This window comes from Streptomyces sp. NRRL F-5727, assembly GCF_000719555.1.
Taxonomy (GTDB): domain Bacteria; phylum Actinomycetota; class Actinomycetes; order Streptomycetales; family Streptomycetaceae; genus Streptomyces.
Genome location: NZ_JOGX01000002.1, coordinates 161,792 through 183,718, shown reverse-complemented (window position 1 = coordinate 183,718; position 21,927 = coordinate 161,792). Strand labels below are relative to the sequence as shown.

The 21,927-nt window shown below is 75.3% G+C and carries 17 protein-coding genes; 10 read left to right on the top strand and 7 right to left on the bottom strand.

Features of this window, described 5'->3' with window-relative positions; all coding sequences use genetic code 11:
- Positions 1-83 precede the first annotated feature (83 nt).
- Positions 84-1,109, bottom strand: a complete 1,026-nt coding sequence (locus IF73_RS0102370) for an SCO1860 family LAETG-anchored protein (RefSeq protein ID WP_031002879.1) — start codon at positions 1,107-1,109, stop codon at positions 84-86.
- Positions 1,110-1,430: 321 nt separating this feature from the next.
- A complete protein-coding gene (locus IF73_RS0102365; protein ID WP_031002877.1) occupies positions 1,431-2,150 on the bottom strand; it encodes a siderophore-interacting protein in 720 nt (239 codons plus the stop codon).
- A 103-nt stretch (positions 2,151-2,253) separates the two neighbouring features.
- Between IF73_RS0102365 and IF73_RS0102360 the strand changes: the two genes are divergently transcribed.
- Both IF73_RS0102360 and IF73_RS0102355 read left to right on the top strand, forming a co-directional pair.
- Positions 2,254-4,344: a penicillin acylase family protein gene (locus IF73_RS0102360; protein WP_031002875.1), complete on the top strand. Its 2,091-nt coding sequence runs from the start codon at positions 2,254-2,256 to the stop codon at positions 4,342-4,344.
- Complete coding sequence (locus IF73_RS0102355) at positions 4,341-4,907, top strand: GNAT family N-acetyltransferase (RefSeq protein ID WP_031002873.1); 567 nt, start codon at positions 4,341-4,343, stop codon at positions 4,905-4,907. Before IF73_RS0102360 ends, IF73_RS0102355 begins: the two co-directional genes overlap by 4 nt.
- 18 nt (positions 4,908-4,925) lie before the next feature.
- Here the strand turns inward: IF73_RS0102355 and IF73_RS0102350 are convergent, their stop codons facing one another.
- Positions 4,926-6,011 carry an amidohydrolase family protein gene (locus IF73_RS0102350; RefSeq protein WP_031002871.1) on the bottom strand — a complete coding sequence of 362 codons (1,086 nt, stop codon included), beginning with the start codon at positions 6,009-6,011 and terminating at the stop codon, positions 4,926-4,928.
- 86 nt (positions 6,012-6,097) lie between these two features.
- On the opposite strand from IF73_RS0102350, the gene IF73_RS0102345 reads away from it, so the two are divergent.
- Complete coding sequence (locus IF73_RS0102345) at positions 6,098-7,198, top strand: pyridoxal-phosphate-dependent aminotransferase family protein (RefSeq protein ID WP_031002869.1); 1,101 nt, start codon at positions 6,098-6,100, stop codon at positions 7,196-7,198.
- A gap of 60 nt (positions 7,199-7,258) precedes the next feature.
- Here IF73_RS0102345 and IF73_RS0102340 read toward each other — a convergent pair whose 3' ends face one another.
- Entirely contained in the window at positions 7,259-8,329 is a 1,071-nt protein-coding gene (locus tag IF73_RS0102340; RefSeq protein ID WP_031002868.1) for an alkene reductase, read from the bottom strand.
- 136 nt (positions 8,330-8,465) lie between these two features.
- Between IF73_RS0102340 and IF73_RS0102335 the strand changes: the two genes are divergently transcribed.
- Complete coding sequence (locus IF73_RS0102335; protein WP_037878080.1) at positions 8,466-8,969, top strand: MarR family winged helix-turn-helix transcriptional regulator; 504 nt, start codon at positions 8,466-8,468, stop codon at positions 8,967-8,969.
- A gap of 98 nt (positions 8,970-9,067) precedes the next feature.
- On the opposite strand, the gene IF73_RS0102330 is transcribed toward IF73_RS0102335, so the two are convergent.
- The 3 genes from IF73_RS0102330 to IF73_RS0102320 all read right to left on the bottom strand — a co-directional run bounded on the left by IF73_RS0102330 (position 9,068) and on the right by IF73_RS0102320 (position 12,601).
- The gene (locus IF73_RS0102330) at positions 9,068-10,126 is read right to left on the bottom strand and encodes an aminotransferase class V-fold PLP-dependent enzyme (RefSeq protein WP_031002865.1); all 1,059 of its coding nucleotides are present in this window, start codon (positions 10,124-10,126) and stop codon (positions 9,068-9,070) included.
- A 92-nt stretch (positions 10,127-10,218) separates the two neighbouring features.
- Entirely contained in the window at positions 10,219-10,935 is a 717-nt protein-coding gene (locus tag IF73_RS0102325; RefSeq protein ID WP_031002863.1) for a DsbA family oxidoreductase, read from the bottom strand.
- 172 nt (positions 10,936-11,107) lie between these two features.
- Positions 11,108-12,601 (bottom strand): aldehyde dehydrogenase (NADP(+)), encoded by a 1,494-nt coding sequence (locus IF73_RS0102320; RefSeq protein ID WP_031002861.1) that lies wholly within the window; start codon positions 12,599-12,601, stop codon positions 11,108-11,110.
- A 141-nt stretch (positions 12,602-12,742) separates the two neighbouring features.
- On the opposite strand from IF73_RS0102320, the gene IF73_RS0102315 reads away from it, so the two are divergent.
- From IF73_RS0102315 to IF73_RS0102290, 6 genes are all read left to right on the top strand, one after another.
- Positions 12,743-13,513, top strand: coding sequence for an IclR family transcriptional regulator (locus IF73_RS0102315; protein WP_031002858.1), 771 nt, complete (start codon positions 12,743-12,745; stop codon positions 13,511-13,513).
- A gap of 99 nt (positions 13,514-13,612) precedes the next feature.
- The gene (locus IF73_RS0102310; protein ID WP_031002856.1) at positions 13,613-15,061 is read left to right on the top strand and encodes a peptidoglycan D,D-transpeptidase FtsI family protein; all 1,449 of its coding nucleotides are present in this window, start codon (positions 13,613-13,615) and stop codon (positions 15,059-15,061) included.
- A gap of 170 nt (positions 15,062-15,231) precedes the next feature.
- The gene (locus IF73_RS0102305) at positions 15,232-15,618 is read left to right on the top strand and encodes a hypothetical protein (protein ID WP_199806604.1); all 387 of its coding nucleotides are present in this window, start codon (positions 15,232-15,234) and stop codon (positions 15,616-15,618) included.
- Between the two features lie 83 nt (positions 15,619-15,701).
- On the top strand, positions 15,702-16,892 hold the full coding sequence (locus IF73_RS0102300) for an MFS transporter (protein WP_051716486.1): 1,191 nt from the start codon (positions 15,702-15,704) through the stop codon (positions 16,890-16,892).
- 93 nt (positions 16,893-16,985) lie between these two features.
- Positions 16,986-19,151, top strand: a complete 2,166-nt coding sequence (locus tag IF73_RS0102295; RefSeq protein WP_031002851.1) for a SpoIIE family protein phosphatase — start codon at positions 16,986-16,988, stop codon at positions 19,149-19,151.
- Positions 19,148-21,925: a SpoIIE family protein phosphatase gene (locus tag IF73_RS0102290; protein ID WP_031002849.1), complete on the top strand. Its 2,778-nt coding sequence runs from the start codon at positions 19,148-19,150 to the stop codon at positions 21,923-21,925. Before IF73_RS0102295 ends, IF73_RS0102290 begins: the two co-directional genes overlap by 4 nt.
- The last annotated feature ends 2 nt before the right edge of the window (positions 21,926-21,927 follow it).

Sequence of the window (21,927 nt, the reverse complement as noted above, 5' to 3'; positions counted from 1 at the left end):
CGGTGTCGTCACACCGCCCGCCCCGGGCCGGTTCCCCCTGCGTCCCCCCGACGCGTCCCCCTCGGGCCGTCCTCCTCGGGCCGTCAGCCGCGGGCGCGGGCGCGCGAGCGGGTCAGGGCGAGGGCGGCGCCGCCGGCGAGGACGAGCGCGAGGGCGCCGCCGGCGATGTACGGGGTGGCGGAGCTGCCGCCGGTCTCGGCGAGGTTCTGGGTCGGGGTGGAGCCGCCGTTGTTCGTGGTGATGCCGCCGTCGTCCTTCGACTCGGTGGGCTGCGGCGTGGGCTGCTCGCTCGGCTGCTCGGCGGGCTTCTCGGTGGGCCGCTCGCTCGGCTGCTCGGTGGGCTCCTGGGTCGGCTTCTCGGTGGGCCGCTCGGTCGGGGCGGGGCCGTCGGGGGTCTCGCAGGTGGCCTCGGCGAGGGTGACGGTGCCCTTGACCTTGGCGACGCCAAGGTTGAGCGGGTTGACCTCGACGTCGAGCTCCAGCGCGGTGGCGGCCGCGGTGCGGGTGGTGGTGCTGGTGCGGGAGAGGTCCAGCGTGATCCGGCCGACGGCGGGCACGACGAGCTCGGTGCGGCCGCCCGCGGTGAGGGTGACCTTCTTGCCGAGGGCCTGGACGTGGCCGAGGACGTTGGACTCGGCGACCGGCTTCTTCCCGGCCTCGCAGACCGCCTTGGAGGTGACCTTCTCGACCTCGACGATGGCCAGCGAGGGCAGGCCGGGGACGTGGACGCGGGCCTTGGCGAGGTTGACGTACCCCTCGGCCCTGCGCTCGTCGACGGTGGCGGTCGAGGTGGCGACGTCGGCGGTGAGGATGTCGATGGGCTCGCCGCCCTCCGCGCCCTGCACCTTCACGCTGAGCGCGGTCTTGTTCTCGCTCTCCGGCGCCTGGACCTCGTTGAGGGAGGCGCGGACCGGGATCTTCACGGCCTCGCCGAGGAGGCCGACGTCGAGTCCGGTGCGGAGCACGACGGCGCCGGCCTTGCCCTCGCGGCGCTCGCCGTCCGTGGCCTGGGCCGGGGCCGCGAGGAGCACGGGGCCGACGGCGAGGGCGACGACGGTCGCGGCGGCGGCGCTGCGGCGGACGGGCGCGCGGAAGGTGTTGCTGTTCAAGATGGTGGAACCCCCACAGAAGAATGGCGTCGCCGGCCGCTCGCCACGGGGACGGTGGGTCGACGCGGCGGCGGCGACTTGAGACACCGGAATCTTTACGCACGGAGAGTGAACCGACAGTCGCCTGACGTGAGTTCACTCCAAAGGGGGGTTTCCGTGTTCATTTTCGATTCTTTAGGACACAACCGTTCCCGGCCGTCCCGCGTGTTTCGTACGGGGGACTCCGTCCGGGGGACGGAAGGGCCCGGCGCGGGGAAGTGAAACGATCCGCGCCCCGGCGGGGTCACGGATCGTCAACATCGCGCCGGTCGGCGGAACGGTTCAGCTCGCCCGCCAGTAGCCGAGCGCGTGCACCCGGTCCTTGGGCAGCGCCAGCTCCTTGCGGGCGTACCCGGCGAGCGCGCGGGTGGTCGCGGTGTCGCAGGCGATCCAGACGTACGCCTCCGGCCCGGCGAGCGCGGGCAGTTCGGCCCTGACCCGCTCGACGAGGTCGGCGCCGGCCCGCTGCCGGGGCACCCGGCGCAGCTCGTGGCGGTCCGGGTCGACGCGGAAGGGCAGCTCCGCGTCGGAGGCGTGCTGGGTCTCGAACCAGATGGTGGCGGGGATGTCCGGGTGCGCGTCGAGCAGCGAGTTCACGGCCGGCAGCGAGGCCGGGTCGCCGACGACGAGCAGCCGCTCGGGCCGGGGCTCGGGGGTCTCGAAGCCGGTGCCCTGGAGGGTGGCCTCGACGGTGTCGCCGGGGGCGCAGCCGCGCGCCCAGTGGCTGGCGGGGCCGTCGTGGAGGGCGAACTCCAGGCTGAAGGTGCCGGCCTCCGGGTCGGGGTCGACCAGGGTGTAGCCGCGCTGGTGCGGCTTGCCGGCGTTCTCGAACCAGATGCGCACCCACATGGTGGGGTGCACCCCGGCGGCGGCGAGCAGCCCGCCGTCGGTGAAGTGGACCCTCCGGTAGTCCTCGGTGACCTGCTCGGCCCCCGTGACGGTGAACGTGAAGTCCTTGGCGCCCATCAGCTTAAGGACCGCGCCCTGCCACCCGTGCCCCACCGCGTGCTCCTCCCCCCGACCCATGGGTTACCTTGGGTCGGCGATCAATTTAGGTCAGCCTAACCTAACGACATCTGGAAGCACACGGACGGGATCGGTACGGGTGAGCATCGAGGTCTACCGGGACGCGTACGGCGTCCCCCATCTGCGCGCGGCGGACCCCGCGGAACTCGCCTTCGCGCAGGGCCGGGTCACCGCGTACGACCGCGCCTGGCAGCTGGAGGTCGAGCGGCACCGCGCCCAGGGCACCACGGCCGCCTTCCTCGGCGCGGCCGAGACCGGCTGGGACGTCTTCGTGCGGCGCGCCCGGCTCGCCGACACCGCGCGGCGCTGCCTGGCCCGGCTGGCCGAGACCGACCCCGAGACCGCGGAGTGGGTGCGGGCCTACGCGGACGGCGTCAACGACGGTCTGGCCGAAGGGGCCCGCCGCGCCCCCGAGTTCGCCGCCACCGGGCTGGAGCCCGGACGCTGGGAGGCGTGGACGCCGCTCGCCGTCTGGCTCTCCACCCACATCCTCTTCGCCGGCTTCCCGACCAAGCTGTGGCGCGAGCAGGTGGCGACCGGCCTGGGCGAGGAGTGGACCGAGCTGTTCGCCGCCGACGGGCCGGCCACGGCCGGCTCCAACGGCTGGCTCGTGGCGGGCGAGCGGACCGCGAGCGGGGCGGCCCTGGTGGCCGGCGACCCGCACCGGTTCATCGAGGCGCCGGGCGTCTACCAGCAGATCCGGCTCGCCTGCCCCGCGTACGACGTCGTCGGGCTCGCCGTGCCGGGCGTGCCCGGGCTCGCCCACTTCGGGCACACCGGGCCGGTCGCCTGGGCGATCACCAACGCGATGGCCGACTACCAGGACCTCTACCGGGAGCGGCTGCGGCGCACCGCCGGCGGCGGCGTGGAGGCGTACGGTCCCGACGGCTGGCGGCCGGCCGCCGCGCACACCGAGACGGTCGAGGTCTCCGGCGGCGAGCCGGTCCTCGTCGAGGTGGTCGAGACCGGGCGCGGCCCGGTGATCACCGGTGACGCGCCGGACGGGCCCGGCGCCGAGTGGGAGGGGCTGAGCCTGCGGTACGTGCCCCGGGTCACCGGCCGGCTCGGCTTCGAGGTCCTGCCGCGGCTGCTCGCCGCCCGGACCGTCGCCGAGGTCGACAGCGCCCTCGACGGCTGGGTGGAGCCGGTGAACGTGGTGCTCGCGGCCGACACGGAGGGCGGGCTGCTGCACCGGGTCGCCGGGCACGTCCCCGTACGCGACCGGTCCAACTCCCTGCGGCCGGTGCCCGCCTGGGAGCCGGCGCACGCCTGGGGTCCCGAGCCCGCGCCGCTGCCGCGCGCCGAGGTGACGGACGGCCACGCGGTGATGGCCAACGCCCGGGGGATCGCCGCGCCGCTCGGCGTCGAGTTCGCGCCCCCGCACCGGGCCGACCGGATAGCCGAGCTCCTCGGCGCCTCCGACGCCTGGACCGCCGAGGCCACCGCGGCCGTCCACCGCGACACCGACAACCGCGCGGCGGCCCGGCTGCTCGCCGCGGTCGAGGCGACCGGCGGAGAGGGCGCCGGCGGCCTCTCCCCCGCCGCCCGCCGGGTGCGGGAGCGGCTGCTGGCCTGGGACCGGCGGATGGACGCCGACAGCGCCGACGCCGGGCTCTTCGCGGCCGTGCGGGGCGCGGTCGTACGGCGGCTGGCCGCGCACGAGGTCTTCGCGGGGCTGCGCGAACCGGGGCCGTACCCGGAGCTCTTCCGCCCCTGGCTGTACCTCGGCCCGCGGGTCGGACTCGCCCTGGAGACGCTGCTGGTGGCCGGGCCCGTACCGGCCGCGGACGTGGACCGGATCGTGCGGGAGGCGCTGGAGGAGACCGGCGCGGGCGAGCCGCCGGCCGTCTGGGGTGCCACGCACCGGCTCGCGCCCTGGCAGGCGCTGCCCCACCCGGACGACGACCGGTGGCCGGGGCTCGCCGGCGACCACGACTGCGTGCTCTCCACCTCCAGCGCCCCCGGCTACACCGACCGCAGCGCCCGTGCCTCGGCCGCGCGGTACGTGTGGGACCTGGCCGACCGCGAACGCAGCGGCTGGATCGTGCCGTTCGGCGCCTCCGGGGTGGCCGGGGACCCGCACCACGAAGACCAACTCCCCCTGTGGCTGCGGGGCGAGCTCGCCCCCGTCACCACCGACTGGAACCGCCTCACCAAGGAGCAGGGATGACCACCCCCGTACACGTCCAGACCGTCGAGGGCCTCGGCACCGTCAGCGTCCGGCCCATCGCCCCGGACGCGGACGCCGCCCTCATCCACGCCTGGGTCAACGAGGAGCGGGCCCGCTTCTGGGGCATGAACGGCACCACCGTCGAGCAGGTCAGGGACGTCTACGCGCACCTGGACTCGCTCACCACCCACCACGGCTTCATCGTGGAGGTCGACGGGGAGCCGGTGTCCGTCTTCCAGACGTACGAGCCCTCGGCGGACCGGGTGAGCGAGTGCTACGAGGTCGAGGAGGGCGACATCGGCTGCCACCTCTTCCTCGCCCCGACCGCCACCCCCACGCCCGGCTTCACCGCCGGGCTGCTCACCGCGCTGATCGCCTTCTGCCACCGCGACCACCTGCGGATCGTGGTGGAGCCGGACGCGGCGAACGAGAAGGCGATCGCCCGCATGGCGCGGGCCGGCTTCGAGATCGGCCCGGAGGTCGTCCTCCCGGAGGTGGACCTGCCCGAGGTCTTCATCCCGGAGAAGCGGGCCCGGCTGGCCTTCCTCCGCCGGCGGGCCTGACGGGCCTCCCCGGGCGGCTCAGGCGATGACGCGGCCGTTGACCACGACGCGGCGCGGCGCGGCGAGGGCGCGGACGTCCGCGCGCGGGTCCTCGTCGTAGACGACGAGGTCGGCGGGGGCGCCCTCCTCCAGGGCGGGGCGGCCGAGCCAGGTCCTGGCCGCCCAGGTGGTGGCCGAGAGGGCGTCGAGCGGCGGGATGCCGGCCTTCGTCAGCTCCTCGACCTCCTCGGCGACCAGGCCGTGGGCGAGGGAGCCGCCCGCGTCGGTGCCGACGAAGACCGGCACGCCCGCGTCCCAGGCGGCGCGGACGGTGTCGTACCGGCGCTCGTACAGCCGGCGCATGTGGGCGGACCAGCGGGGGAACTTCGCCTCGCCGCCGTCCGCGAGGTGCGGGAAGGTCGCGATGTTGACCAGGGTGGGGACGATCGCGACCCCGCGCTCGGCGAAGAGCGGGATCGTCTCCTCGGTCAGACCGGTGGCGTGCTCGACGCAGTCGATGCCCGCCTCGACGAGGTCGCGCAGCGAGTCCTCGGCGAAGCAGTGGGCGGTGACCCGGGCGCCGAGCCGGTGCGCCTCCGCGATGGCCGCCTCGACCTCGGGGCGCGGCCAGGACGGGGCCAGGTCGCCGACCTCGCGGTCGATCCAGTCGCCGACCAGCTTGACCCAGCCGTCGCCGCGCCGGGCCTCCCGGCCCACGTACTCCACCAGGTCTGCGGGTTCGATCTCGTGGGCGTAGTTGCGGATGTAGCGGCGGGTGCGGGCGATGTGCCGGCCGGCGCGGATGATCTTCGGCAGGTCCTCGCGCTCGTCGATCCACCGGGTGTCCGAGGGCGAGCCGGCGTCCCGGATGAGCAGGGTGCCGGCGTCCCGGTCGGTGAGGGCCTGCTTCTCGGCGGTGGCCTCGTCGACGGGGCCGTGCCGGTCGAGTCCGACGTGGCAGTGCGCGTCGACGAGACCGGGCAGCGCCCAGCCCCGGACGACGACCGCCTCCGCCGCCGGCCGCTCGAAGGTGATCCGCCCGTCCACGCACCAGAGTTCGTCCCGTACGTCCTCCGGGCCGACGAGCACCCGCCCCTTCACGTGCAACACCTCGTGATCGCTCATGCCTGCACTGTACGAGGGGCGGCGGAACCGGTGGGCGTACGCTGGCCACGGCCGTACCACCGACCCGAGAAGGCACCACCGTGACCGTGACACATCCGCTGCTCGACCTGGCCCCGATGACCGCCGCGCACTTCGCGTCCGTCGAGCGGCGGGTCGCCGCGCTGCTCTCCACCGAGCAGGACGTGGTGATCACCCAGGGCGAGGCGCTGCTGCCCCTGGAGGGGTGCATCCGCAGCGGGGCGCGGGCCGGTTCGACGGCGCTGAACGTGGTCACCGGTCCGTACGGACAGACCTTCGGGAACTGGCTGCGGGACTGCGGCGCCACCGTGGTCGACCTGGCGGTGCCCTTCCACACGGCGGTCACCGCCGAGCAGGTGGAGCGGGCGCTGGCCGAGCACCCGGAGATCGACTTCGTCTCCCTGGTGCACGCGGAGGCCGCCACCGGCAACACCAACCCGGTGGCCGAGATCGGCGAGGTCGTCCGCGCCCACGGCGCGCTCTTCTACCTGGACGCGGTCGCCTCGATCGGCGCCGAGCCGGTGCTGCCGGACGCCTGGGGCGTCGACATGTGCATCATCGGCGCGCAGAAGGCGATGGGCGGCCCGGCGGGTGTCTCGGCGGTGTCGGTGAGCGAGCGGGCGTGGGAGCGGTTCGCCGCCAACCCGGCCGCGCCGCGCCGCTCGTACCTCTCCCTCCTGGACTGGAAGGAGCGCTGGATCGACGGCGGCCGCAAGGCGCTGCTGCACGCCCCGGCGCAGCTGGAGATGCTGGCCCTGGAGGCGTGCGTGGAGCGGATCGAGGCGGAGGGCCTGGACCGGCTGATGGCCCGGCACGCCTCGGCCGCGGCGGCGACCCGCGCGGGCGCGGTGGCGCTCGGCGGCGGCCTGGAGCCGTATGTGTACGAGGCGCGGGACGCGGCGCCGGTGGCGACGACGCTGCGGGTCCCGGCGGACCTCGACGCCTCCGAGCTGGTGGCGAAGGCGCTGGCGGCGGACCCGTCGCTGCCGCTGATCGCGGGCGGCGGGGCGCTGGCGAAGGAGATGGTCCGGGTGAACCACTACGGGGCCGACGCGACCCCGAACGCGGTGCAGTCGTCGCTGGCCGCGCTGGGCGCGGTGCTGGGCGAGGCGGGCCGGACGGTGGACCTGGAGGGCGCGCGCCGGGCGGTCACGGCGGCCTGGCGGTAGGTGCCGGTACGCGGAAGGGGCGGGGGTCCGGGACCCCCGCCCCTTCCGCGTGTCCGCGGCCTACAGCGCGGGGTAGTCGACGTAGCCCTGGGGGCCGCCGGCGTACATGGTGGCGGGGTCCGGGGTGGCGTAGGGGCCGTCGGCCCGCAGGCGGGCGGGCAGGTCGGGGTTGGCGATGAAGAGCCTGCCGTAGGCGACGAGGTCGGTGGTGCCGTCCTCGATCAGGGCGAGGGACTCGGCGCCGGTCGGGTCGGCGCCGGTGGCCGGGTTGAGGATGAAGGTGCCGGCGAAGCGCTTGCGCAGGTCGAGGACGAGCGGGCGGCGCTCCGGTCCGGTCTCCAGGACGTGGAGGTAGGCGATGCCGACCGGTTCGATCGCGGTGAGGAGCCGCGTGTAGAGCTCGTCGGTGTCGGTCTCGCTGATGTCGTTGAGCGTGTTGGCCGGGGAGATGCGCAGGCCGGTGCGGTCGGGGCCGATCTCGGCGGCGACGGCCTTGACGACCTCGGCGGCGAAGCGGATGCGGTTCTCGACCGGGCCGCCCCACTCGTCGGTGCGGTGGTTGGAGCCGGAGGCGAGGAACTGCTGGATCAGGTAGCCGTTGGCGCCGTGGATCTCGACGCCGTCGAAGCCGGCCTCGACGGCGTTGCGGGCGGCGGCGGCGAAGCCGGCGATCGCCTCGTGGACCTGGTCGCCGGTGAGCTCGCGCGGGGTGACGAAGTCCTTGGGGCCCTCGTGGGTGTAGACCTGGCCGGCGGCGGCGACGGGCGAGGGCCCGACGGGGTGGAGGTCGCCGTCGAGGAGGTCGGGGTGGCCGATCCGGCCGCAGTGCATGAGCTGGGCGAAGATCCGGCCGCCGCGCTCGTGGACGGCGTCCGTGACCCGGCGCCAGGCGGCGATCTGCTCGCGGCTGTGGAGTCCGGGGGTGTCGGGGTAGCCCTGGCCCTCGGCGACCGGCTGGATGCCCTCGCTGATGATCAGCCCGGCGGAGGCGCGCTGGGCGTAGTACTCGGCCACGATCGCGGTGGGGGTGCGGTCCCGGCCGTCGGCGCGGCTGCGGGTCATGGGGGCCATGGCGATCCGGTTGGCGAGGCGGATGCCTGCGAGGTCCACGGGGTCGAATGCGGTGGTCATGGCGGTCTCCCGGAAAAAATATGTGGTCGGCCAACTATTTGGCCCGCCGCCACTGTAACCCATTCATTGGCCAGCCAAGCAATATTCGGGGTCACCGGTAACCTGGGGGGTGAAGAGCCGCCCCGAGGAGCCCCCGATGACCGCAGTCGAGCCCGCCTGTACCGAGGAACTGCCGTCCGCCGCGCGCGGTGGACCCGTCGGGCACACCCTCGCCCGGGTCTCCCGGACGCACCGGATAGCGATGGGCCGCCGCCTGCGCGAGCTGGACCTCTACCCGGGCCAGGAGCTGATGATGATGCGGCTGTGGGACTGCGGGGCGGTCCGCCAGTCGGAGCTGATCCAGTCGCTCGGGCTCGACCCGTCGACCGTGACGAAGATGCTCCAGCGGCTCGAACAGTGCGGACACGTGCGCCGCTCCCCCGACCCCGCCGACCGGCGGGCGGTCCTGGTCGAGGCCACGGAGCGGGGGCAGGCGCTGCGGGCCGGGGTGGAGGGCGCCTGGGCCGACCTGGAGGAGAGCTCGCTGGCCGGGCTCGACCCGGCCGAGCGGGCCGAGCTGGCCCGCCTCCTCGGCGTCCTGGCGGACAACCTGCGCGCGGAGGCGGGCGACGCGGGCGACTGCCCGCCGATCACCTGCTGACGCGGGCGACCGCCCGCCGGTGACCTGCCGACGCGGGCGACCGCCCGCCGGTGACCTGCCGGGGGGCCGCCGCGCGCGGCCCCCGCGGGGAGGACGGCTCAGCCGGCGAGGACGTCCAGGGTCCGGTCGACGTCCGCCGCCGTGTTGTACAGGTGGAACGAGGCCCGCAGATTGCCCGCCCGCGCCGACAGCACGACGCCGGCGGCGTCCAGGGCGTCCGCGCGGTGGCCGAGGCCCGGCACCGCGACGACCGTCGAGTCGTCCATGACCGGCTGGTGCCCGAGCGAGAGCAGCCCGGCGCGGAAGCGGGCGGCCAGCCCCTTGTCGTGGGCCTCGATCCGCCCGATGCCGATCTCCTCCAGGAGCGCCAGCGAGGCGGCCGCGCCGTGGTACGAGAGGAAGGCGGCCGGCTCGTCGAACCGGCGGGCGGAGCGGGCGAGTTCGCGCACCGGTCCATAGCTGTTGACCCACAGCTCCTCGCCGGTGACCCAGCCCGCGTGGATGGGGAGCAGGCTGTCCTGCGCCTCCTCGGTGACGGTGAGGAAGGAGGTGCCGCGCGGGCAGAGCAGGTACTTGTAGGCGCCGGCGACCGTGTAGTCCCACTCCCCCGCCGCCAGCGGCAGCCAGCCCGCGGACTGGGTGGCGTCGAGCAGGGTGCGGGCCCCGTGGGCCGCCGCGGCGGCCCGGACGGCGGCGAGGTCGGCGGTGCGCCCGTCCGCCGACTGCACGGCGGAGAGGGCGACCAGCGCGGTCTCCGGGCGGACGGACGCGGCGAGCCGCTCCAGCGGCACGAAGCGGACCTTGAGGTCGCCGCGGATCGTGAAGGGCGTGATGAGGGAGGAGAAGTCGCCCTCGGGGAAGAGGATCTCGGATCCGGCGGGCATCGACTGGGCGATCATCCCGGAGTGCACGGCGACCGAGCTGCCGACCGCGACCCGCTCGGGCGCGACCCCGGCGAGCCGGGCGTAGGCGGCGCGGGCGGCGTCGACGACGTCGAAGCTGCCGGCGCCGCCGGAGCGCCCGTCCGCGGTCTCCCGCGCGAGGAGCGTGACCGCCTCGACGGTACGGCGCGGCAGCAGGCCGCAGGCGGAGGTGTTCAGATAGGTCCGCGTGGGGGCGAACTCGGCGCCGCCGAGCGGCAGATCGAGGGAGTCCATGGTCCCAGCCTGGGCTCCCCGCGACCGCCCGTCAATGCCCGTCGATCATGGAGCGCCCCCAAGCGGCTCTTATCCGCGCAGGTCAGAGGGGGTCAGCCGCGCGCGGGGACCTCGCAGCCGTCCGGTCCGCACGCCTCCGCCCCGTCGCCGGCGGCGGCCACCGGCTGGAGGGCGCGGCCCTGCCACGCCTGCTCCAGGGCCTGGGTGAAGACCTCGGCGGGCTGCCCGCCGGAGACGCCGTAGCGGCGGTCGAGGACGAAGAACGGGACACCGGTGGCGCCGAGTTCGGCGGCCTCGCGCTCGTCCTCGCGCACCGCGTCGGCGTAGGCGGTCTCGTCGGCGAGGACGGTGCGCGCCTCGGCCTCGTCGAGCCCGGCCTCCACGGCGAGGGCGATCAGCGTCTCGCCGTCGAAGACGGAGCGCTCCTCGGCGAAGTTCGCCCGGTAGGCGAGGTCGAGGAGCTCGTTCTGCCGGCCGCGCTCCCGGGCGAGGTGCAGCAGCCGGTGGATGTCGAAGGTGTTGCCGTGGTCGCGGCCGTCGGTCCGGTACTCCAGGCCCTCGGCGTGCGCGTTGGACGCGACGTGCGCCTCCATGGCCCGCGCCTCGTCGAGCGTCCGCCCGTACTTCTTCGCGAGCAGCTCCAGGACGGGCCCGGTGTCGCCCTTGGCGCGGTGCGGGTCCAGCTCGAAGGACCGGTGCACGACCTCGACGTCGTCGCGGTGGGCGAAGGCGGCGAGACCCTTCTCGAACCGGGCCTTTCCGATGTAGCACCAGGGACAGGCGATGTCCGACCAGATCTCTACGCGCATGGCTCTTCTTCTCCGGGGGGTGTACGAAGCGGACGGGGATCAGTCCTCGTCCGAACGCCGAGCCACCCGGATTTCATTCCGCTTCCGCCCGGGATGTGAGCCGGAGCACGGGGCGGGGAGCGCGCGGCGGCCCGGCCACCGCGGGTCTCCCCGCCTTCCGCTTCGCCCCGGGTCAGCGCCGGGGCAGGCCCAGGGGGTTGCCGTCGCGCAGTTCCGGCGGGAGGAGGTGCTGGGGGGTCGACTGGTAGGTGACGGGGCGGAGCCAGCGCTCGATGGCGGTGGCGCCGACCGAGGTGGAGGTGGAGGTGGTGGCCGGGTAGGGGCCGCCGTGGTGCTGGGCGCCGGCGACGGCGACGCCGGTGGGCCAGCCGCCGACGAGGATCCGGCCGGCGAGCGGGGTGAGGGCGGCGAGCAGGCCGGGCGCGGCCGGGTCCTCGTCGGCGCAGTGCAGGGTGGCCGTGAGGTTGCCGGGCAGCCGGCCGAGGACGGCGGTGATCTCGGCCTCGTCGGTGTAGCGGGCGACGACGGTGACGGGGCCGAAGCACTCCTCCAGGAGGAGGGCGTGGTCGCCGTCGGCGAGCCGGGCCGCGTCGACGGTGAGGACGCCGGCGGTGACGGTGTGCTCGTCGGCGGCGCCGGGGGCGACGGGGGCCGCCACGCCGTCGAGGGCGGCCCGCTCGGTGACGCCGTCGACGAAGGCGGTCCGCATCCGGTGGTCGAGCAGGACGGCGGGGCCGGCCTGGCCGACGCCTTCGGCGAGGGCGTCGAGGAAGCGGTCGCCGTCGGCGCCGGCCGGGGCGAGGACGAGGCCGGGCTTGGTGCAGAACTGCCCGGCGCCCAGGGTCATCGAGCCGGCCAGGCCGGTGCCCAGCTCCTCGGCCCGCTCGGCGGCGGCGCCGGGGGTGACGACGACCGGGTTGAGGGAGCCGAGTTCGCCGTGGAAGGGGATCGGCGCGGGGCGGGCGGCGGCGGCGTCGAAGAGCGCCCGGCCGCCGCGCACGGAGCCGGTGAAGCCGGCCGCCGTGACCAGGGGGTGGCGGACCAGTTCGACGCCGGCCTCGAAGCCGTGCACCAGGACGACGACGTCCTCGGGGAGGCCGCTCTCGGCGGCGGCCCGGCGCAGCAGTCCGGCGGCGAGTTCGGAGGTGGCCGGGTGGTCGGGGTGGGCCTTGACGACGACGGGGCAGCCGGCGGCGAGGGCGCTGGCGGTGTCGCCGCCGGGGACGGAGAAGGCGAGCGGGAAGTTGCTGGCGGCGTAGACGGCGACGACGCCGAGCGGGATCTTCCAGCGGCGCAGGTCGGGGCGGGGCGGCACGGCCGACGGGTCGGGCAGGTCGATCCGTACGTCGAGGAAGGCGCCCTCGTCGACGACGTCGGCGAAGGCGCGCAGCTGGGCGGTGGTGCGGGCGAGTTCGCCGGTGAGCCGGGGGGTGCCGAGGGCGGTCTCGGCGTCGGCGGTGGTGACGACCTCGTCGGCGGCGGCGTCGAGGAGGTCGGCGGCGGTCCGCAGGAAGGCCGCCCGGACCGCGCGGTCGGCGAGGGACCCCCGGGCGGCGTGGGCGGCGCGGACCGCGCGGTCGACCCCGTCGGCCGTGGCCTCCGTCGCGACCTGCTCGCGCCGCTTCCCCGAGCGGGGGTCCACACTCCACACTGCTGCTGCCGACACGGCCCACACCCCTGTTCACTATGATGAACGTCGTTCTTGTGCATGAACGCTTCGGGGTGGACTCTATTGACGCCACGGGTGTTCCCACAAGGTCGTTCCGGCGTCACGAGGTCGTCCGGAGCCAGGGAGAAGGGCGGGGTCATGGCGGGTGCCGACGCGAACGGTGCGCAGGTGAAGTCCGCGGTGCGGACGGTGGAGCTGCTGGAGTTCTTCGCCGGCCGGCCCGGGATGCACACCCTGGCCGCCGTCCAGGAGGCCGTCGGCTATCCCAAGTCGAGCCTGTACATGCTGCTGCGCACCCTGGTCGAGCTGGGCTGGGTGGAGACCGACGCCACCGGCACCCGGTACGGGATCGGGGTGCGGGCGCTGCTGGTGGGGACCTCGTACATCGACGGCGACGAGGTGGTGGCGGCCTCCCGGGTCACCCTGGACCGGCTGTCCGACGACACCACCGAGACCGTCCACCTGGCCCGGCTCGACGGCACCAGCGTGGTCTATCTGGCCACCCGCCAGTCGCAGCACCATCTGCGGCCCTTCACCCGGGTCGGCCGCCGGCTCCCCGCCCACTCGACCGCGCTGGGCAAGGCGCTGCTCGCCACCCACGACGACGCCCAGGTGCGGGAGCTGCTGCCGGAGCGCCTGCCGTCGGTGACCGAGCACACGATCACCGACCGGGAGCGGCTGATCGAGGAGCTGGCCGCCGTGCGCGAGCAGGGCTTCGCGGTGGACCGCGAGGAGAACACCCTGGGGCTGCGCTGCTTCGCGGTGGCGATCCCCTACCGGACTCCGGCCCGGGACGCGCTGAGCTGCTCGGTGCCGGCCGCGCGGCTGACCCCGGGCCACGAGCAGCTGATCAAGGACGCCCTCTTCGACGCGCGGGATCGGCTGACGCTGGCGACCCGGCGGCTGTGACACCCGCGGCGGCACCGGATGCGTGCCGCATGAACGTTTCCTGAGAATCGGGCCACAACCGGAACGTCACGCGCCGCCCCGTTCGTCCCACCTGGTGCCATGAACAAGACGATCAGGCGCACCTCGGTCTTCGTGCTGCTCCTCGTGCTCGCCCTCCTCGGCCGGGCCACCTGGGTGCAGGCGTACGAGAACAAGGCGCTCGCGAACGACAGCAAGAACCGGCGGAAGACGATCGCGCAGTACGCGCAGCCGCTCGGGAACATCGTCGTGGCCGGCTCGCCGGTCACCGGCTCGAAGCACACCGAGAGCGGTGATCTCGCGTACGAGCGCAGCTACACGGACGGCGAGCTGTACGCGGCGGTCACCGGCTACAGCTCGCAGGCGTACGGGGCCACCCAGCTGGAGGGCATCTACTCCGGGATCCTGGACGGCACCGACGACCGGCTGAAGAACCCCGTGGACGCCGTCACCCGCAAGCAGCAGGAGCCGGGGACGGTCGTCACCACGATCGACCCGGACGTGCAGAAGGCCGGCTACCGGGCGCTCGGGAGCAAGAAGGGCGCGGCGGTCGCCATCGACCCTGCGAGCGGCCGGATCCTCGGCATGGTCTCCACGCCCTCCTACGACCCCTCCGACATCGCCGGCACCACCGACGGCGACGCGTGGCGGAAGCTGACGGAGGACCCGGACAAGCCGCTGGTCAACCGGGCGCTGCGGCAGCCGCTGCCGCCCGGCTCCACCTTCAAGCTGGTGGTCGCGGCCGCCGCCCTGGAGGACGGCCTGTACTCCTCGGTGGACGTGCGGACGGAGAGCCCGGACCCGTACACCCTGCCGCACACCCGGACGGTGCTGAAGAACGAGAACGCCTCCGCACCCTGCGAGAACGCCACGATCCGCACCGCGCTCCAGTACTCCTGCAACAACGTCTTCGCCAAGATGGCCGCCGACCTGGGGCAGGACAAGGTGCGGGCGATGGCGGAGAAGTTCGGCTTCAACGACGCCGAGCGGGACGTGCCGGTCCGGGCGTACGCGAGCGTCTACCCGTCCGGGATGGACCAGGCGCAGACCGCGCTCACCGGCATCGGGCAGTTCGACGTCACCGCGACCCCGCTCCAGATGGCGATGGTCTCGGCGGTGATCGCCAACGACGGACAGCTGGCCTCCCCGCACATGGTCTCCGAGGTGGTCGACTCCGACGGCGACGCGCTGCAGTCCTTCGACGACGGCGACACCACCCGGATCGTCTCCTCGGCCACCGCGGAGCAGCTGCGCAGCGCGATGGTGACGGTGGTCGAGCGGGGCACCGGCAGCAACGCGGCGGTCGCGGGCGCCGAGGTCGGCGGCAAGACGGGCACGGCGCAGCACGGCGAGAACAACAGCAAGACGCCGTACGCCTGGTTCACCTCCTACGCCAAGGACCCGTCGACCGGGAAGCAGGTGGCGGTGGCCGTGATGATCGAGGACTCGGGCGCGGCCCGCTCCGAGGTCAGCGGCAACGGCCTGGCGGCGCCGGTGGCGCAGAAGATGATGGCGGCGGCGCTGAAGTGACGCCGGGGGCCGTCCCGAAGTGACGTGCGTGGGGGCCGGATTGGCCCCCACGGGCCCCGGCGCGATATGCAGGGTCATGCTCGAACGCGAGAGCGTTCTCTCGAAATGCCGATCTTGCTCCGCGGAGGACCGTCGTGCGTCGCCTGCCCCGTTCGCTGTCCGGCTGGACCATGGCGGTCTTCGGCCTCCTCGCCGCCGCCCTCGGGGTGGTGGGCCTGGTCGCCCCGGACGCCCTGCTCACGGTGATGGGCTTCGAGCCGGTGCCGGACGGGGCACGGGCGGAGGGCGACCACACGCTGGTCTTCCTCACCGCGTCCTCGATGGCCGCGCTGAACATGGGCGTCTACTACGTGCTCGCCGCGCTCTCCGACTGGAAGGCGTTCTTCCGCTGGACGGTCCCCTTCCGGCTGCTCACCTGCGCGGTCTTCACCCTCGCGGTCGTCACCGAGCGGGCCCCGTCCGGTTTCCTCGGGGTGGGCCTGTGGGAGGGGCTCGGCGCGGTCGTCACGGGGACGGCGCTGTGGTGGGAGGAGAAGCGGTCCGCGCGCCCCGCGTAGGGCACCCCGCGTCCGGACCGGGGCGCCCCGAATAGGGCAGCTGCCCGATCCCCCGGGGCCACCTCAGACGCCACGCTCCGTCCATGCGCTGGTATCTGACAGGTGTGGTCGTGTCCGGGTTCGGGACGACGGCGATGTGGCTGGTCTCCGGGATCTGGGTCAAGTCGCTGACGGGTTCGGACGGTCTCGCGGCCCTCACCGCCTTCGCCCTCTGGGCCCCGGCCCTGCTCGGGCCGCTGCTCGGCACGCTCGCGGACCGGGTGCGCCGCCGACCGCTGCTGATCGCCCTCGACCTCGCGATGGCCGCCGTCCTCCCGCTGCTGCTCTGGGTGACCTCCGCCGACCGGGTGTGGCTGCTCTTCGCCGTCCTCGTGCTGTACGGGACGCAGGGCGCCGTCCACGACGCGGCCGAGCAGGCGCTGCTCGCGACCGGCGTCGGCAAGGAGCGGCTCGGCTCGGTCAACGGCTGGCGGATGACGGCGAACGAGTCGACGAAACTGGTCGCCCCGCTGGTCGCGGCGGGCCTGTTCGCCCGGTACGGGGGCGGTCCCGTCGCCCTCCTGGACGCGGCGACCTTCGCCCTGGCCGCCGCCGCCTTCGCCGCGATGCGGGTCCGGGAGGAGCGGCCCGCGCCCGCCGCCGCCCGTGACCGGGGCGCCTGGCGGCGGGAGACCGCCGAGGGCGTCCGGCTGCTCGCCGCCTCGCCGGTGCTGCGCCCGCTGGTCGCGACCGGGGCGTTCACGATGCTGCTCGCCGGGGTGAACGGGGCGGCGGTGTACGCGGTGGTGGACCAGGGGCTCGGCCGGCCGCCCGCGTACGCCGGGGTGCTGTACGCGGTGCAGGGCGCCGGTTCGGTCCTCGCGGGCCTGACCACCGGGCCGCTGCTCCGCCGGGTGCCGGAACGGCTGCTCGCCGCCGTCGGGCTCGCGCTCTTCGCGGCGGCGGCCGGCCTGCGGGCGCTGCCCTTCGACGCGACGGCGCCGGCCGCGAGCGCGGTGATCGGGGTGGGCCTGCCGTGGGTGCTGGTGGCGGCGATGACGGGGGTGCAGAAGGAGGCCCCGGCGGAGGCGGCGGGACGGCTCGCGGCGACCGCGAACACGCTCCTCTTCGTGCCGAACGCGGTGGCCCTGGCCCTGGGCGCGGCCCTGGTCACGGCGGTGGACGTGCGACTGCTGCTGCCGGCGCTCGCGGTGGCGGGCCTGGCCTGGGCGGCGGTCACGGCGGCCGGCGCCCCTGCACGCGCGCGTGCCGGGGCCGCCGCCGGGTCCCCGTAGCGCCCGGCTCCTGGTCGGACCCCTTCGTGGTGCGTCGCCGCGAGGGGCCGGGGAGCATGGAAGGGGCGGCGGGCTCGGCGGGAGGAGGGCAGGGTGACGGCCGGTTCCTTCCCGGAGACGGGCACGGGGACGGAGGAGGGTCGCGGTGGCGTGCCCCGCGGCCCCGGAGGTCCGGGTCCGGGCGGTGGCGGCGCGGCCGGACCGCCCGGTGGGCCGGTGCCCGGGACGTCCTTCGACGCGCGGGGGCTGCTCGACGTGCTCGGGGTGGCCGCCGTGGTGGTGGACTCGGCCGGCCGGATCGTGCTGTGGAGCCCGCAGGCGGAGGTGCTCTTCGGCTACCCGGCCGACGAGGCCCTCGGCCGGTACGTGGCCCGGCTGATCGTCGGCGAGGAGCACCGGGCCGAGGCGATGCGGCTCTTCGGCGAGGTGCTGAGCCGCGGGACGACCTGGGCGGGCACCTTCCCCGTACGGCACAAGGACGGATCGACCCGCGAGGTCGAGTTCCGCAACATGCGGCTCACCGACGACCTGGGCGACCTGTACGCGCTCGGCATCTGCGCCGACCGGACCGCCGTCGCCCGGGTGGAGACCGAGCTGGCCCTCTCCGACCGGCTGGTCGACCAGTCCCCGATCGGCCTCGCGGTCCTCGACACCGAGCTGCGGTACGCCCTGGTCAACCCGGCGCTCGAACGGTTCAACGGGGTGCCGGCCGACCGGCACCTGGGCCGGCGCCCCTCCGAGGTGCTGCCGCTCGTGGACGCGGCGCCGCTGGAGGAGGCGGCCCGGCGGGTGCTGGAGACAGGGACGCCGCTCCTCGACGTGCAGGCGCTGGGCCCCACCCCGTCCGACCCGGGCGGCGGCGAACACGCCTGGTCGGTGTCGTTCTACCGGCTGGAGGCGGCCGGGGGCCGGGTCCTCGGGGTGGCGGCCTGGGTGGTCGACGTCACCGAGCGGTACCGGGCGGACGGGGCGGCCGACCGGTCCCGGCGGCGGCTCGCGCTGATCGCGGACGCCTCGGCCCGGGTCGGCACCACCCTGGAGGTCGAGCGGACCGCCGACGAGCTGGCGTCGGTGGTGGTGCCCGCGCTCGCCGACGTGGCGGCCGTCGACGTCCTGGACTCGGTGCTCGCGCTGCGCCGGCCGGACGCCCCCGAGCGGGGCCCGGCGCTCTTCCGGGCGCTCGCGGTGAAGGCCGGGCACGAGACGGAGGCGCTGCCGGCGGCCGACCCGCCCGGTTCGGTCGCGCTGTACGGCGCCGACCGGCTGGTGACCCGGTGCGTGCACACCGGGCGGCCGGTCCTGGTGGCCCGGGTCGGGCCGGCGGACCTGCCGCGGATCGCGCGCGGCCCCGAGGCGGCCCTGCTTCTCGAACGGGCCGGGGTGCACTCGTACCTGGCGGTGCCGCTGATCGCGCGCGGCGAGGTGCTGGGCGCCCTCGACCTCAAGCGGGACCGGCACAACCCGCTCCCCTTCGACGCCGACGACGTGCTGCTCGCCCAGGAGCTGGCCGCCCGGGCGGCGGTGAGCATCGACAACGCCCGCTGGTACCAGAGCATGCGGAACTCGGCGGTGACCCTCCAGCGCAGTCTGCTGCCCGGCGACCCGCCCGAGCGCCCCGGCCTGGAGGCGGCCGCCCGCTACCAGCCCGCCCAGGAGTCCATCGAGGTCGGCGGCGACTGGTACGACGTGATCGCGCTGCCCGACGAGAAGACGGCCCTGGTGGTGGGGGACGTGATGGGCAGCGGCATCGACGCGGCGGCGACCATGGGGCGGCTGCGGACCGCCACCCGCGCCTTCGCCGACCTGGACCTCTCCCCCGCCCAGGTGCTGCGGCACCTGGACCGGATCACCGTCGGTCTGGAGCACTCCATCGCCACCTGCCTCTTCGCGGTGTACGAGCCCCGCAGGGGCCGCTGCCGGATCGCCAACGCCGGCCATCTGCCGCCGGTGCGGCTCCCGGCGGACGGCCCGGCCGAGCTGGTCGGCGTCTCCCCCGGGCTGCCGCTCGGCGTCGGCGGCGGCACCTTCCGCACCGCACGGGTGCCCTTCCTGCCCGGCGACCGGCTGGTGCTCTACACCGACGGGCTGATCGAGACCCGGGACACCGCCATCGACGAGCGCCTCGCGCTGCTCGTCGCCCTCGTCGAGGCCACCCGGGAACTGTCCCTGGAGGAGAGCTGCGACCTGCTGCTGCGGGAGCTGCGCCGCCCCGGCGCCCCGGACGACGTGGCCCTGCTGATCGCCCGGAGCACGGGATGACGGCCCGGCGGGACAGGCCGGCGTCTGGGCGGGGCTCCGGGCTGCGGAGCCTGGCCGGACAGGTCCTCGCCCTGGAGGCGATGATCGCGCTCCTGCTGATCGTGGCGGCCGTGCTCGTCACCTTCCAGCAGGCCCGGCAGGACGTGCTGCGGGACGCCCGGGTGCGGTCGCTCGCGGTGGCGGAGGCGTTCGCGAAGGCGCCCGGCGTGGACGAGGCGCTGGCCGCGCCGGACCCGACGGCCGCGCTCCAGGCGCGGGCGGAGCAGACCCGGGTGGCGACCGGGGTGGACTTCGTCGCGGTGCTGGCCCTGGACGGGACCCGGTACACGGACGCGGAGCGCCGGCTGATCGGCCAGAAGGCGACCGGGGACCTGTCCCGGGCGGTGGTGGACGGCGAGTCGTACACCGAGACCTTCCACGGGGCGCCGAACGACGCGGTCCGGGCCGTGGTGCCGGTGGTGGACGACGAGGGCCGGATCGTCGGCATGGTGACGAGCGGCATCGAGGTGCAGTCGATCAGCGAGGTGGTGCAGGGCCGGCTCGTGGTGCTGCTCGCCGCGGGCGGCGGGGCGCTGCTGCTCGCGGTCGGCGGGGCGGCGCTGGTGTCGCGGCGGCTGCGGCGGCAGACGCACGGCCTGGGCCCGGCCGAGATGACCCGGATGAAGGAGCACCACGAGGCGGTGCTGCACGCGGTCCGCGAGGGGGTGCTGATCGTCGGCGCGGACCGGCGGCTGCTGCTCGCCAACGACGAGGCGCGGCGGCTGCTGGCGCTGCCGGCGGACGCCGAGCGGCGGCCGGTCGGGGAGCTGGGGCTCGATCCCCGGACGGTCGAGCTCCTGGAGTCCGGACGGACCGCGACGGACGAGGTGCACCGGGCGGGCGACCGGCTCCTCGCGGTGAGCGTGCGGCCGACCGTCCCGGACGGCCCCGGCTCGGGCAGCGTGATGACGATGCGGGACACCACCGAGCTGGCCGCGCTCTCCGGGCGGGCGGCGGTGGCGCGGGGCCGGCTCCAGCTGCTGTACGAGGCGGGGGTGCGGATCGGGACGACCCTGGAGGTGGTCCGGACGGCGGAGGAGCTGGCGGAGGTGGCGGTGCCGCGGTTCGCCGACTTCGCGACGGTGGAGCTGCTGGAACCGGTGCTGCGGGGCGAGGAGCCGCCGCAGGACGCCACGCTGGCGGAGATGCGGCGGACGGCGCTGACCGGGGTGCGGGCGGAGCAGCCGCTCCAGCCGGTCGGCGAGATGATCCGCTTCCACGTGCCGAGCACGCCGATGTCGACGGCGCTGGCCGGCGGACACGCGGTGGTCCAGGAGGAGCTGGCGGCGGCGGAGGGCTGGCGGGCGCAGGACCCGGAGGGGGCCGCGCGGGCGCTGGCGTACGGGATGCACTCGCTGCTCACGGTGCCGCTGCTCGCCCGGGGCGTGGTGCTGGGGATGGCGAACTTCTGGCGGGCGGACACGCCGGAGCCGTTCGGGGAGGAGGACCTGGAGTTCGCGGAGGAGCTGGCGGCGCGGGCGGCGGTGGCGATCGACAACGCCCGCCGGTTCACCCGGGAGCACGCGATGGCGGTGACGCTCCAGCGGAGCCTGCTGCCCCGGGTGCTGCCCGAGCAGGACGCGGTGGAGGTGGCGTACCGCTATCTGCCGGCGAAGGCGGGGGTCGGCGGCGACTGGTTCGACGTGATCCCGCTGCCGGGGGCGCGGGTGGCGCTGGTGGTGGGCGACGTGGTGGGGCACGGGCTGCACGCGGCGGCGACGATGGGGCGGCTGCGGACGGCGGTGCACAACTTCTCGACGCTGGACGTGCCGCCGGACGAGATCCTGGGGCATCTGGACGAGCTCACCGGGCGGATCGACGAGGAGGCGGAGCCGGCGGCCGCGCCGGGCGACGGCGGCCGGGGGCGGCCGGAGGAGTCCATCACCGGCGCGACCTGCCTGTACGCGATCTACGATCCGGCGTCCGGGGTGTGCACGGTGGCGAGCGCCGGGCATCCGGGGCCCGCGGTGGTCCACGCGGACGGGCGGGTGGAGTTCCCGCCGCTGCAGCCGGGGCTGCCGCTGGGGCTGGGGCTCGGTGACGTGCCGTTCGAGTCGACGGAGCTGCGGCTGCCGGAGGGCAGCACGCTGGTGCTGTTCACGGACGGGCTCCTGGAGGACCACGGGCGGGACGTGGGGACGGGGCTGCGGCTGCTGCGCAGGACGCTGGAGCGCCCGGAGCGGAGCCCGGAGCAGATCTGCGCGGACGTCCTGGCGAGCCTGCTGTCGCCGGCGCCCCGGGACGACATCGCGCTGCTGGTGGCGCGGACCCGGCGGCTGCCGGCCGACCGGATCGCCGAGTGGGAGGTGGCGCGGGACCCGGCGGCGGTGTCGCCGGTGCGGAACGCGGCGGCGGCCAAGCTCGGCGAGTGGGGGCTCGACGAGGCGGTCTTCGCGGTGGAGCTGATCCTGAGCGAGCTGGTCACCAACGCGGTGCGGTACGGGGCGGACCCGGTGCGGGTGCGGCTGCTGTACGACCGGCGGCTGGTGTGCGAGGTGTCGGACGGCAGCAGCACCTCGCCGCATCTGCGGCACGCGGCCGAGACCGACGAGGGCGGGCGGGGCCTGTATCTGGTGGCGCGGTTCGCGGAGCGCTGGGGGACCCGGTACGGGCGGCGCGGGAAGACGATCTGGGCGGAGCTGCGGGTGGGGCCGGACGGCGGGGACGGCGCTCCCGAGGCCGGGGGTCCGGCGCCGGCCCTCGACCTGGACACCCTGGAGAAGCTGGCCTGGTGACG

Bases quoted from the DNA above. Each gene is read 5' to 3' on its own strand.
- IF73_RS0102355 (WP_031002873.1), top strand. From the start codon at position 4,341: ATGACCACCCCCGTACACGTCCAGACCGTCGAGGGCCTCGGCACCGTC.
- IF73_RS0102350 (WP_031002871.1), bottom strand. From the start codon at position 6,011: ATGAGCGATCACGAGGTGTTGCACGTGAAGGGGCGGGTGCTCGTCGGC.
- IF73_RS0102340 (WP_031002868.1), bottom strand. From the start codon at position 8,329: ATGACCACCGCATTCGACCCCGTGGACCTCGCAGGCATCCGCCTCGCC.
- IF73_RS0102335 (WP_037878080.1), top strand. From the start codon at position 8,466: ATGACCGCAGTCGAGCCCGCCTGTACCGAGGAACTGCCGTCCGCCGCG.
- IF73_RS0102330 (WP_031002865.1), bottom strand. From the start codon at position 10,126: ATGGACTCCCTCGATCTGCCGCTCGGCGGCGCCGAGTTCGCCCCCACG.
- IF73_RS0102325 (WP_031002863.1), bottom strand. From the start codon at position 10,935: ATGCGCGTAGAGATCTGGTCGGACATCGCCTGTCCCTGGTGCTACATC.
- IF73_RS0102315 (WP_031002858.1), top strand. From the start codon at position 12,743: ATGGCGGGTGCCGACGCGAACGGTGCGCAGGTGAAGTCCGCGGTGCGG.
- IF73_RS0102310 (WP_031002856.1), top strand. From the start codon at position 13,613: ATGAACAAGACGATCAGGCGCACCTCGGTCTTCGTGCTGCTCCTCGTG.
- IF73_RS0102305 (WP_199806604.1), top strand. From the start codon at position 15,232: ATGGCGGTCTTCGGCCTCCTCGCCGCCGCCCTCGGGGTGGTGGGCCTG.
- IF73_RS0102300 (WP_051716486.1), top strand. From the start codon at position 15,702: ATGCGCTGGTATCTGACAGGTGTGGTCGTGTCCGGGTTCGGGACGACG.
- IF73_RS0102290 (WP_031002849.1), top strand. From the start codon at position 19,148: ATGACGGCCCGGCGGGACAGGCCGGCGTCTGGGCGGGGCTCCGGGCTG.